The sequence below is a fragment of the Streptomyces boetiae genome (assembly GCF_031845405.1).
GTDB classification, from domain to species: Bacteria; Actinomycetota; Actinomycetes; order Streptomycetales; family Streptomycetaceae; genus Streptomyces; species Streptomyces boetiae.
This window is the reverse complement of sequence record NZ_JAVREN010000003.1, coordinates 44,448-56,028: the sequence shown is the minus strand read 5'-3', so window position 1 is coordinate 56,028 and position 11,581 is coordinate 44,448. Positions and strand designations below refer to the sequence as shown.

General features: G+C 73.1%; 12 protein-coding genes. 4 read left to right on the top strand and 8 right to left on the bottom strand.

What is annotated here, in order from left to right:
* Positions 1 to 167: 167 nt before the first annotated feature.
* The 3 genes from RM780_RS02560 (at position 168) to RM780_RS02550 (ending at position 3,607) form a co-directional block, all read left to right on the top strand.
* A complete protein-coding gene (locus tag RM780_RS02560) occupies positions 168 to 395 on the top strand; it encodes a potassium transporter TrkA (RefSeq protein WP_311628759.1) in 228 nt (75 codons plus the stop codon).
* A 7-nt stretch (positions 396 to 402) separates the two neighbouring features.
* Positions 403 to 1,881 (top strand): cation:proton antiporter domain-containing protein, encoded by a 1,479-nt coding sequence (locus RM780_RS02555; RefSeq protein ID WP_311628758.1) that lies wholly within the window; start codon positions 403 to 405, stop codon positions 1,879 to 1,881.
* Between the two features lie 235 nt (positions 1,882 to 2,116).
* Positions 2,117 to 3,607, top strand: coding sequence for an MDR family MFS transporter (locus RM780_RS02550; RefSeq protein WP_311628938.1), 1,491 nt, complete (start codon positions 2,117 to 2,119; stop codon positions 3,605 to 3,607).
* 35 nt (positions 3,608 to 3,642) lie between these two features.
* Here RM780_RS02550 and RM780_RS02545 read toward each other — a convergent pair whose 3' ends face one another.
* Both RM780_RS02545 and RM780_RS02540 read right to left on the bottom strand, forming a co-directional pair.
* Positions 3,643 to 3,885, bottom strand: coding sequence for a DUF397 domain-containing protein (locus RM780_RS02545; protein ID WP_311628757.1), 243 nt, complete (start codon positions 3,883 to 3,885; stop codon positions 3,643 to 3,645).
* 5 nt (positions 3,886 to 3,890) lie between these two features.
* Positions 3,891 to 4,748 (bottom strand): helix-turn-helix domain-containing protein, encoded by an 858-nt coding sequence (locus RM780_RS02540; protein ID WP_311628756.1) that lies wholly within the window; start codon positions 4,746 to 4,748, stop codon positions 3,891 to 3,893.
* Between the two features lie 288 nt (positions 4,749 to 5,036).
* Here RM780_RS02540 and RM780_RS02535 point away from each other — a divergent pair, with 288 nt between their 5' ends.
* On the top strand, positions 5,037 to 5,462 hold the full coding sequence (locus tag RM780_RS02535; RefSeq protein WP_311628755.1) for an ATP-binding protein: 426 nt from the start codon (positions 5,037 to 5,039) through the stop codon (positions 5,460 to 5,462).
* A gap of 37 nt (positions 5,463 to 5,499) precedes the next feature.
* On the opposite strand, the gene urtE is transcribed toward RM780_RS02535, so the two are convergent.
* From urtE to RM780_RS02505, 6 genes are all read right to left on the bottom strand, one after another.
* Positions 5,500 to 6,192, bottom strand: a complete 693-nt coding sequence (urtE, locus tag RM780_RS02530; RefSeq protein WP_311628754.1) for an urea ABC transporter ATP-binding subunit UrtE — start codon at positions 6,190 to 6,192, stop codon at positions 5,500 to 5,502.
* A gap of 2 nt (positions 6,193 to 6,194) precedes the next feature.
* Complete coding sequence (gene urtD / locus RM780_RS02525) at positions 6,195 to 6,953, bottom strand: urea ABC transporter ATP-binding protein UrtD (RefSeq protein ID WP_311628753.1); 759 nt, start codon at positions 6,951 to 6,953, stop codon at positions 6,195 to 6,197.
* On the bottom strand, positions 6,950 to 8,083 hold the full coding sequence (gene urtC, locus RM780_RS02520; protein ID WP_311628752.1) for an urea ABC transporter permease subunit UrtC: 1,134 nt from the start codon (positions 8,081 to 8,083) through the stop codon (positions 6,950 to 6,952). Before urtC ends, urtD begins: the two co-directional genes overlap by 4 nt.
* Positions 8,080 to 8,976 carry an urea ABC transporter permease subunit UrtB gene (urtB, locus tag RM780_RS02515; protein WP_311628751.1) on the bottom strand — a complete coding sequence of 299 codons (897 nt, stop codon included), beginning with the start codon at positions 8,974 to 8,976 and terminating at the stop codon, positions 8,080 to 8,082. The genes urtC and urtB overlap by 4 nt, the downstream gene beginning before the upstream one ends.
* 46 nt (positions 8,977 to 9,022) lie before the next feature.
* Positions 9,023 to 10,279, bottom strand: coding sequence for an urea ABC transporter substrate-binding protein (gene urtA / locus RM780_RS02510; RefSeq protein ID WP_394812871.1), 1,257 nt, complete (start codon positions 10,277 to 10,279; stop codon positions 9,023 to 9,025).
* A gap of 289 nt (positions 10,280 to 10,568) precedes the next feature.
* Positions 10,569 to 11,573 carry a cyclase family protein gene (locus RM780_RS02505; RefSeq protein WP_311628750.1) on the bottom strand — a complete coding sequence of 335 codons (1,005 nt, stop codon included), beginning with the start codon at positions 11,571 to 11,573 and terminating at the stop codon, positions 10,569 to 10,571.
* Positions 11,574 to 11,581 lie beyond the last annotated feature (8 nt).

Sequence of the window (11,581 nt, the reverse complement as noted above, 5' to 3'; positions counted from 1 at the left end):
AGCGGCGGCCGGGCGGGGGTCGCTGCGCCGCGACGGCCCGCGACCGGGGCACAATCTGCCGATAACGGGCGGAACGCCGCCCGCAGGCAGAGCGTCAGCCGCGGCGGGATCGCCGGGAGCCGTCGTGGCGGCCGGGCAGTCGGACAGTCGGACAGTCAGGAGTGGTGATGGGCAAGGGCGTACACGTCCAGGACCTGCCGGGAGTCGGGAAGCGCTACGACATCGACCTGGGCCGCCCGGACCAGCGGATCTCCGTGGTCATCCGCTCGGGCGGGACGCGCGACCTGTACGTCTTCGCCTCCTCCTCCCCCGACCCGACGGCCGTGATCGAGCTGTCGGAGGAGCAGGCCAGGAAGGTGGGCGCCGTGCTGTCGGCCACCTTCTTCCAGGAGTAGCGCGGCCGTGGAGAACGCCGAACTGGCGGGCCTGGGCGCGGCCGTCCTCCTCGCCGGGCTGCTGGCCAGGGCCGGCCGCCGCTGGAGCCTGCCCGCCGTCCCCTGCTACATGCTCGTGGGCATCCTGCTGGGCCCGGGAACGCCCGGCCCGGTGCTGGTGGACCACCCCGACGACGTCTCGCTGGTCGCGGCGCTGGGGCTGGTGCTGCTCCTCTTCCATTTGGGCGTGGAGTTCCCGGTGGACCAGGTGCTGGGCGGCGGGCGGCGGCTGTTCGCGGCGGCGGCCTGCTCGATCTCGCTGAACGTCTGCGCCGGGCTGCTGCTGGGTCTGGCCCTGGGCTGGGGCGGGGCGGAGGCGCTGGTGATCGCCGGGGCGCTGGGCATCTCCTCCTCGGCGATCGTCACCAAGTCGCTGATCGAGCTGCACCGGCTGACCAACGCCGAGACGCCGGTGATCCTGGGCATCATCGTGCTGGAGGACCTCTTCCTCGCCTTCTACCTGGCCGCCCTCTCCCCCGTGCTGGCGGACGCCTCCTCCCCGGCGGAGCTGGCCGAGAAGGTGGGGGTGAGTTTCGGCTTCCTGGTGCTCCTCTTCGCCGTGGCCCGGTTCGGGGCGCGGGCGGTGGCGGCGCTGATCGGCTCCCGGGAGGACGAGCTGCTGGCGGTGCTGACGGTCGGGCTGACCGTGGCCGTGGCCGGGGTCTCGCAGGACGTGGGGGTCTCGGATGCGATCGGGGCGCTGATGATCGGCCTGGTGATCTCCAGGACGGAGGTGCGCGAGCGCGTGCAGCGCCTGGTCACGCCACTGCGGGACGTGTTCGCGGCCGTCTTCTTCGTGGCGTTCGGGCTGACCATCGACGTCTCCGCGCTGGGGCCCGTCGCCGTGCCCGTGGCCGCCGCCGTCTGCGTGACGCTGGTGGCCAACGTCGGCGCCGGACTGATCACCGCCCGCCTCTTCGGGTTCAACCAGCGCGCGGCGGCGAACATCGGCCTGACCGTGCTGGGCCGCGGCGAGTTCTCCCTGATCCTCGCCACGCTGGCGCTGACGGCCGGGCTGGACGAGCGGCTGGGGCCGTTCGTCGCGCTGTACGTGCTGGTCCTGGCGGTGCTCAGCCCGCTGGCCGCCACGCACTCCCGCTACCTGGCGCGCGTCCTGCCGGACTGGCTGCTGCGGCCGGGCTGGCGCTACGTCCGCGAGGAGACGATCTCCACCTCCTGCACCCACCTGGACCAGATCAAGGTCACCGAGACCGGCGTCCGCGAGTGCCCCGAGTGCGTGGTCCGGGGCGACGACTGGGTGGAGCTGCGCCTGTGCGTCACCTGCGGACACGTCGGCTGCTGCGACGACTCCCCCCACCACCACGCCAGCCGCCACGCGGCCCGCACCGGCCACCCCATCATCCAGTCCCTCCAGCCCGGCGAGGACTGGCGCTGGTGCTTCCCCGACGAGACCCTCGTCCGCGCCCCGATGAGCGCGGACCGCTAGCGCGCCCGGCGACGGCCCGCGCGGCGGCACGGGCGGGCGGTTCGCCCTGTGGTGGCTAAAGGTTTCGTCAATTAGTTACGTGTACTAAACATCTTGTCGTAGGGTCGAGTGCGTACCCCGCACACGCCAGGGAGACCGCTTGACCGCGCAGCCAGCCCAGGAGAGGGACGCCGTCCAGGCCGACGCCGAGGGCGCGATACCGGAGCCGCCGGGCGGCGGCCCCGTCGCTCCGGCGATGTCGCATCCGGAGATCATGCGGGCCCTCTCGGGCCTGCTGCTCGGGATGTTCACCGCGATCCTGTCCTCCACGATCGTCACCAACGCCCTGCCCCGGATCATCGCGGACCTCGGCGGCGGCCAGTCCGCCTACACCTGGGTCGTCACCGCCACCCTGCTGGCGATGACCGCCTCCATGCCCCTGTGGGGCAAGCTCGCCGACCTCTACAGCAAGAAGCTGCTGATCCAGACCTCCCTGGTGATCTACATCGCCGGCTCCCTGGTCGCCGGGCTGGCGCAGAGCCCCGCGATGCTGATCGCGGTCCGCGTCGTGCAGGGCCTGGGCGTCGGCGGCCTGGTCGGCCTGTCGCAGATCGTGCTCGCCGCGATGATCCCCCCGCGCGAGCGCGGCCGGTACAGCGGCTACCTCGGCGCCACCTTCGCGGCGGCCACCGTCAGCGGCCCGCTGATCGGCGGCCTGCTCACCGACGGCCTGGGCTGGCGCTGGTGCTTCTACATCGGCGTCCCCGTGGCCCTGGCCGCACTCGTGGTCCTGCAGCGGACGCTGCGCCTGCCGGTGACCCGCCGCGAGGTCCGCATCGACTGGCCCGGCGCGCTCCTGGTCAGCGCCGCCGTCTCGCTGCTGCTGGTCTGGGTCACCCTGGCCGGCGACCGCTACGCCTGGGCCTCCTGGCAGACCGCCGCCATGGTCGGCGGCTCGCTGGCCCTGGCCGCGCTGTTCCTCGCCGTCGAGGCGCGGGCGAGCGACCCGATCATCCCGCTGCGCCTCTTCCGTGACCCGACGATCGCCCTGGCCTCGGGCGCCTCCCTGCTGGTGGGCGTCGCGATGTTCAGCGGAACGGTCTTCTTCAGCCAGTACTTCCAGCTCGCGCGCGGGGACAGCGCCACGATGTCGGGCGTGCTGACCATCCCGCTGATCGCGGGCCTGGTCCTGTCCTCCACCGTCTCGGGCCAGTTCATCACCCGCACCGGCCGGTGGAAGAACTGGCTGGTGGCCGGCGGGGTGCTGGTGACGGCCGGCATGGGCCTGCTGGGCACCACCCGGCACGACACCCCGTACGTTCGGCTGGCCTTGTTCATGGCCCTGATGGGCCTGGGCCTGGGCGCCCTCCTGCAGAACCTCGTGCTGGCCACGCAGAACCGCGTCGGCCCCCGGGACCTGGGCGCGGCCAGCTCGGTCGTGGCGTTCTTCCGCTCCTTCGGCGGCGCCCTCGGCGTCTCGGCGCTGGGCGCCCTGCTGGCGGCGCGGGTCGCGGACTACACGCGCGAGGGCGTCGCCGGGCTCGGCGCCGGAGCGGGCGGGGCCGCGCAGGCCCCCGAGGGCTCCATACCCGACCCGGAGCGGCTGCCGGCGCCCCTGCGCGCGGTGATCGAGAACGCCTACGGGCACGGCATCGGCGACATCTTCCTGTACGCGGCGCCCACCGCCCTGCTGGCTCTGCTGATCATCCTCGGCATCAAGGAGACGGCCCTCAGGACCCGCCTGTAGCCCCCCGGTCGACGCCCCTCGCCCCCGCGCCCCTCTCAGGCCAGCAGGAAGTCCGCGTCCCCGCGCTTCGCCCCCCGGATGAACGTCTCGATCTCATGGAGCGTGTAGATGAGCGCGGGGCCGTCGGGATCGGTGGACTGGCGCAGCGCGACCCGGCCGTCGGCGAGCTTCAGCGCCTCCACGCAACTGCCGCCGTTGGTCCCGCTCCACGGCTTTCGCCAGCCCTCGGTCCCCAGGTCCCGGGCCGGCATGCCGTTGTATATGCGTCCGTCGCTCATGCGCCCTACAGCTCCTTGCGAATCGCCCCGAGGATGGCCTCGGTGGTGTGAACGGGCGCGGCCTGCGCGCCCATGCGGTCCAGCACCTCCAGGAAGGCCACGGTGTCGGGGCGTTCGTCGAGGTAGACCGCGCCGGTCAGGCTCTCGGCGTAGATGATGTCCGGCAGTTCCGGTATGTCGAACCGGAACAGCTGAAAAGGGCCGAACATGCCCGGATGGGGACCGGCGGAGAACGGCATGACCTGAAGGGTGACGTTCGGGAGGGTCGTCGCCTCGATCAGCCGGTCGATCTGCGCGCGCATCACGGCGGGGTCGCCCACCCGCCGACGCAGCACCCCCTCCTCGATGACGGCCCACAGCAGCGGCGAGCGCGGCCGGGTCAGCAGCTCCTGGCGCTGCGTCCGCAGGGCCACCCGCCGCTCGATCTCCTGCTCGGTGGCGGAGGGGAAGCCGGTGCGCAGCAGCGCCGCCGCGTAGTCGCGGGTCTGCAACAGGCCCGGGACGCAGTGGGGTTCGTAGGCGCGGATGAGGGAGGCCTCGTTCTCCAGGCTGACGTAGAGGCTGAACCAGTCGGGCAGGACGTCGCGGAAGCGGTGCCACCAGCCGGGGCGGTTGGCCTCCTCCACCAGCCGCAGGAAGGACTCGGCCTCGTCGGCGGGCACCCCGTAACGGGCCAGCAGCGCTCGGACGTAGAGTGGCTTGAGCCCGACCTCGGCCTTCTCCATCCGGCGAACGGTCGTGCTGTTCACGCTCAGTGTCTCGGCCGCGTCCGCGAACGAGCAGCCCGCCCGTTCGCGCAAATCCCGCAAACGCAGGCCGAGAACGATCTGCCCCACCGTCGGACCTGTCCGTGCCTCCGCCACTTCGCCTCCCGCGCCGCCGCGTCCACCCCCGCCGGTCCTCACCGGTGTGAAGAAGCAGTCTGCCACACGGGGTAGTGGCATCCACAGATGTCTCTTCGCTTTCTGCGATTCGCAGAACAACGCTTGCGCACCCGGCCACTCGCCCCGCATAGTGGGTCCGCCCGGTCCGGCGAGGCCGGGTCGTTTCTTGCCCCGGCAGGGGCCAGGAGCACGAGCTTGCCCCGGCAGGGGCCAGGAGCACGAGCTTGCCCCGGCAGGGGCGGGCGAGCACGAGGGAGGCGACCGACGGTGACACCGTTCGCCTCCCCCGATCCTCGCCGCGAGTGGTTCCAACTGCCCGCGCTGGCCGCCTCGGTGGCCACCGCCCGGCACCGCGTCGGCCGCCGCCTGCACCGCTGGGGGCTGCCGGAGGCCGTCCGGGACACCGCGGAGCTGGTCATCTCCGAGCTGGTCACCAACGTCGTTCTGCACACCGACAGCCGCACGGTGGTCTGCCGCCTCGACGGCACGGGGCACCGGCTGCGGATCGAGGTGGCCGACGAGGGCCCGGGGCTGCCCGCCGTGCCCGCCCGTGCCGCATCGGCCGACGCCCGGGCCGAGCACGGCCGCGGCCTGATGCTGCTGGACGCGCTGACGGCCCGCTGGGGTGTCCACTCCCCCGCCGCGCCCGGCTGCACGGTCTGGGCCGAGCTGCACCCGCGCCACCCCGCCTGAGCGGCGGCCCGCGGACACGGGGCGGCGCGGGCGGCGGCTAGACGCTCAAGGCCCGGCGGACGGCCGGCTCCGCCGCCTCGCCCCCCTCGCCCGAGCCCGTGACCCGGCCGGCCTCCAGCACGTGGTAGCGCTGCGCGGCCCGCAGGGCGAAGCCGATGTGCTGCTCGACCAGCAGCACCGACAGGCCGCCGCGGGCGCTCAGTTGGAGGATGGTGCGCTGGATCTCCGCCACCACGGAGGGCTGGATGCCCTCGGTGGGTTCGTCCAGCAGCAGCAGCCGCGGCCGGGTGATCAGGGCGCGGGCGATGGCCAGTTGCTGGCGCTGGCCGCCCGAGAGCAGGCCGGCGCGGCGGGAGGCGGCCTCGCGCAGCGCGGGGAAGAGGGCCAGCGCCTCCTCCAGCGCCGCCCGCCCGTCGCGCCGCCCGTCCGCGATCAGCCGGAGGTTCTCCATCGCGGTGAGCTGCGGGAAGCTCTGCTGGCCCTGCGGCACGTACGCCATGCCGCGCCGCACCCGCTGGTGCGCGGGCAGGCGCGTGACGTCCTCGCCGCCGAGCAGGACCCGGCCGCCGCGCGGCCTGATTAGCCCGAGGGCGGCGCGCAGCAGCGTGGACTTGCCCGCCCCGTTGTGGCCCAGGACGGTGGCCACGCCGTCCTCGGGCACGGTCAGGGACACCCCGTGCAGGACGGTGGTGCGGTCGTATCCGGCGACCAGGCCGGTGATCTCCAGCATGCTCACGCCTCCACCGGCCGGTCGGGCGCGTGCCCGAGGTAGACCTCCTGCACGCGCGGGTCCGCCTGCACCTGCGCGACCGTGCCCTCGCTGAGCACCCGCCCGGCGTGCAGCACGGTGACGCTGCTGGCGAAGGCCCGCATGAAGTCCATGTCGTGCTCGATGACCACGACGGTGCGCTCCCCGCCGATGCGGTGCAGCAACTCCCCCGTGGCGTCGCGCTCCTCGTGGCTCATGCCTGCCACCGGCTCGTCCAGCAGCAGGAGTTGGACATCCTGCACCAGCAGCATGCCGATCTCCAGCCACTGCTTCTGCCCGTGCGCCAACTCCCCGGCCTGGCGGTCGCGTTCGCCCGCCAGTCCCACGGTCTCCAGCGCGGCGGCCACCTCCTCGGGAACGCCGCGGCGTCGGCGCAGCAGGGTGTGCGGGCGCCGGCCGGCCCCGGCGGCGATGTCGAGGTTCTGCAGGACGGTCAGGTTCTCGAAGACGGCCGCGGTCTGGAACGTCCGGCCGATGCCGAGCCGGACGATGCGGTGGACGGGGCGGCCCAGCAGCGGGGTGGAGCCGAAGGTGACCGAGCCGGTGGCCGGGACCAGGCCGGTGACGGCGTCCACCAGCGTGGTCTTGCCCGCCCCGTTGGGGCCGATGAGGAAACGCAGGTCGCCGGGGCCCACGCGCAGGTGCACGCCGTCCACGGCGGTGAAGCCGTCGAAGGTCACGCGCAGGTCCTCCACCCGCAGCTCGCGCAGCGTGCCGCTCATGCGCCCACCGCCTCGGGGGCGGGGCGCCTCCTGCGGCGCACCAGCGAGGCCACCGAGGCCAGCCCGCCGGGCAGGAAGGCGACGACCACGACGAACAGCGCGCCCTGGAAGTAGGTCCAGGCGGCGGGGAATTCCTCGGAGAGCGTGGTCTGGGCCCAGGCCACCGCCACGGCACCCAGCACCACGCCCACCACGGAGGTCCGCCCGCCGATGGCCGCGCCGATGAGGAACTGGATGGAGGGCACGATGCCTATCAGCGCGGGCGAGATGATGCCCACCGCCGGGACGAACAGCGCACCGGCCAGCCCGGCCATGCCGGCGGAGATGACGTAGGCGGTCAGCTTCACCAGCGCCGGGTCGTAGCCCAGGAAACGCACCCGCTCCTCGGAGTCCCGCACGGCGACCAGCAGTTCGCCGTAGCGGCTGTTGAAGAGCTGCCGCGCCAGCAGCATCACCGCCAGCAGGGCCCCGGCGATGAGGAAGTAGACGGTGCGGCGGTTGAGCGGGTCATTCAGCGAGAAGCCGAAGAAGCCCTGGAAGTTGGTCAGCCCGTTGGTGCCGCCCGTGGTGCCCTGCTGGCCGATCAGCAGGATGGCGAAGGCGGCGGCCAGGGCCTGGCTGAGGATGGCGAAGTAGGCGCCGCGCACCCGCCGCCGGAAGACCAGCAGGCCGATGACCGCGGCCAGGCCCATCGGCAGTACCAGGACGGCGGCCAGCGCGAACGCCGGGGAGCGGAAGGGTTCCCACCACCACGGCAGGGTGTCGGTGGAGCCGTAGAGCAGCATGAAGTCGGGCAGGCGGCCGGGCCCGGCGTCGGCCAGCTTCAGGTGCATGGCCATGGCGTAGCCGCCCAGGCCGAAGAACAGGCCCTGGCCCAGGACGAGCATGCCGCCGCGCCCCCAGGCCAGGCCGATGCCCACCGCGACGATGGCCAGGCACAGGTAGCGGGCGAGCTGGTCGAGGCGGAATTCGGACAGGACGGCGGGGGCGACGGCGAACAGCAGCGCGGCGCCAAGGGCGTAGCCGGCCGGGGCCCGCCAGCGCGCCAGGCGCGCGGTGCCCGCGGGGCGGGACGGCGGGGCCGGGGGCGCCGGCGGGGCGGGGGCGGCCGGTGCGCGGGAGGGTGTCATAGCAGGCTCCGGGTGCGGAGGGTGTAGATGCCCTGGGGCCGCCACTGCAGGAAGGCGACGATGGCGATGAGCACGGTGACCTCGGCGACGCTGACGGTGGTGGAGTACTCCATGACCGCCTGGAGGACGCCCAGGGCGAAGGCGGCGATCACCGCGCCGCGCAGCTGGCCGATGCCGCCGACGACGACCACGAGGAAGGCGTCGATGATGATGTTGGTGCCCATGGTCGGGCCGATCGGCCCGACCAGCGTGAGCGCGACCCCGGCCAGCCCGGCCAGGCCCGAGCCGATGAAGAACGTGAGCCGGTCCACGCGCGCGGTGGCGATGCCGGAGGCCTCGGCCAGGTCGCGGTGCTGGACCACCGCCCTCACCCGGCGGCCCAGCGGCGTCAGCCGCAGGGTCAGGGTGAGGGCCAGGACGGCGGCCAGGGCCAGGCCGAGGATGAACAGCCGGGCGTAGGGGATGGTCAGCGGGTCCTCGCCGCCGGTCAGCGTGAGGCGGCCGGTGAGCCAGCCGGGGCTCTCGGTGTGCACGTTGGGCGCGCCGAACAGGTCGCGGGCAAGCTGCTGGAGCATCAGGGAGACGCCCCAGGTGACCAGCAGCGTGTCCAGGGGCCTGGCGTACAGCCGGCGGATGAGGAGCCATTCGAGCAGCACCCCCATCGCGCCGGCCACCAGGAACGCCACCGGCAGGGCCAGCACCAGGGAGACCCCCGCCGAGGCGATGGGCCCCTGGAGCAGGTACACCGTGTAGGCGCCGGCCATGATGAACTCGCCGTGGGCCATGTTGATCACGCCCATCTGACCGAAGGTCAGGGACAGGCCCAGGGCGATCAGCAGCAGGACCGCACCGATGCTGACGCCGGTGATGGACTGGTTGAGGAGGACGGTCATGCGGGCCGGTCCCCGCTCTTCCGGCCTCCGCTGGTGCGGCCCCCGCTCACTCGGCGGCTTCCTCGGCCAGTCCCTCGGCCCAGGGGTAGGCGCGCAGGTACGGGTCGGGGGCGATGGGCCCGTCGGAGCTCCAGACCTCGGTGATCTGGCCGTCGGCGCCGATGCGGCCGATGCGGGCGGTCTTGTGCACGTGCTGGGTCTCGCCGTCCACGGTGACCGTGCCCTCGGGGGCGTCGAAGGTGATGCCGTCGGCGGCGGCGCGCACGTCGTCGGGCTGGAAGGAGCCGGCCTCCTCGACCATCGCGGCCCACAGGTAGACGGAGGTGTAGGCGGCCTCCATCGGGTCGGAGGTGGGCCGGTCGCTGCCGTAGCGCTCCTGGAAGGCCTCGACGAACCGCTCGTTGGCCTCGCCCTCGGTGGTCTGGTAGTAGTTCCAGGCCGTCAGCTGGCCCTCCAGCGTCTCGGCGCCGATGCCGGCGACCTCCTCCTCGGCGATGGAGACGGAGAGCACGGGCATCTCCTCGGCCGTCAGGCCCACCGCCTGGTACTCGCGGAAGAAGGAGACGTTGCTGTCGCCGTTGAGGGTGTTGAAGACCGCGTCGGCGCCCGAGTCCTCCACCTTGTTGGCGATGGTGGCGAACTCGGTGGAGCCCAGCGGCGCGTAGTCCTCGCCGGCGATCTCGATGCCGTACTCCTCGGCGTACGCGCGGATGATGCGGTTCGCGGTGCGCGGGAAGACGTAATCGCTGCCGACCAGGTAGAGGGACTCGACGCCCTCCTCGCGGAGGTAGTCCAGCGCCGGGATGATCTGCTGATTGGTGGTGGCGCCGGTGTAGAAGATGTTCGGCGACTGCTCAAGCCCCTCGTACTGCACGGGGTAGAACAGCAGCGAGCCGTTCTGCTCGAAGACGGGGAGCACGGCCTTGCGGCTGGCGGAGGTCCAGCAGCCGAAGACCGCGGCGACCTGGTCCTCCTGGATCAGCCGCTGGGAGCGTTCGGCGAAGGTGGCCGGATCGGAGGCGCCGTCCTGGCTGATGGGCTCGATCTGCCGGCCGAGCACGCCGCCGGCCGCGTTGATCTCCTCGATGGCCAGCATCAGCGCGTCGCGGACGGTGACCTCGCTGATGGCCATCGTGCCGGAGAGGGAGTTGAGCAGGCCGACCTTGATGGTGTCGCCGGAGGTGTCCACCTCGGCGGACCGGGCGGACTCCTCGCCGGTGCGGGCTCCGCAGGCCGCGAGCGCGATGGCGGTGAGCATCGCCAGCAGGATCGCGGGCAGGCGGCGGCCCCTGGTTCTGGGCATGACCGTCCTCCTAGTCCCCTTGCGGGGCGGGGAGATGAAGAGGGAAGGCCGGGCCGCTGCGCCCGGCGTGGGCATGCCACAGCTTCAAAGGGCGCTGTTTCACCGGGATTTCACACACATGAATACTTCCGTTCGGAAGTACCGCTCCCGGCGGACCTCCACGCGGGTCGCCGCATGCCGAAGCGGCGGCCGGCCCGTGGGGGCCGGCCGCCGCGGTGCCGCCGGGATACGAACCGGGCGGCGGGTGGGGGCGTTGAGCGGGCGCCGCGGGGGCGCCCGGCGGGGGGCCTCAGTACAGCGCGAGGGCGCGGATCTGGCCGCCGAAGCCGCCGCGGTGCTTGGGCGCGCCGACGACGAGCAGGGCGCCGCGGTTGGGCGCGGAGTCCAGGCCCGCCAGGCCCTCGATGCCGTACTTGCCCGAGGGCAGCAGGATGCGGTGGGTCTCGGGCACGGCCGCCACGCCGCCGTCGAGGCTGGTGGTGTCCGTGCCGGCGCCGATGACGTCCCGCTCCTCCACGAGGAAGGCCGCCGCCTCCGGGCTGATGCCGGGGAAGCGGAAGACGCCGTCGCTGCCCTCGTTGAGGAACGCCCCGGGGGTGTTGACCCGCGGCCACCAGCCGGAGTCCACCGCGACGAAGGAGCGTCGCGGCAGGCGGCCGTAGCGGCTCTCGTGCTTGCGGATGTCCTGCACCGTCAGCAGCGTCTCGGGGTCACGGGAGGCGCGCTGGCGGATGCGGATGACGACGAGCTGGGAGACCAGCCACTCGGCCGGGAGCTGCTCGACGGTGGGGGCGCCTTCGCGGAAGTGGCCTGGGACGTCGATGTGGGTGCCGGCGTGCTCGTTGATCGTGAGCTGGTTGGCGTTGAAGCCGTCCACCTCGATGCGGCGGACCTGCTCGATCACGGGCTGCTGGACCAGCGGGTAGAAGACGGGGAAGTCCTCCCCCAGCAGGTGGGTGAGGTCGGCCACGCGGGGGTTGCAGCTCAGCGCCGCGCTGACGGTCTCGGCGCTGGCGACCCCGCCCATGGCGGCGCTGGCGGCGATGCCCGCGGTGCTCAGGGCGGAGAGCCGGAACAGGGCCCGCCGCCCCACGCCGCGCTCGCCGCGGGGCCGGCGGCCTCTGCCGCCCTCGGCCGCGGCGTCGTGCCCGTGTGCGTGGTCGTGTGCGTGCGCGTGGTCGTGGCCGTGCTCGGGGCCGTGCGCGTGGGCGTGCTGGGTGCCGGGGGACGCGTTGCCGCCGACGTGGGTGTGCTCGGGCATCTGGACGTGGCGCATCAGGCCAGGACCGCACATGGAGCTTT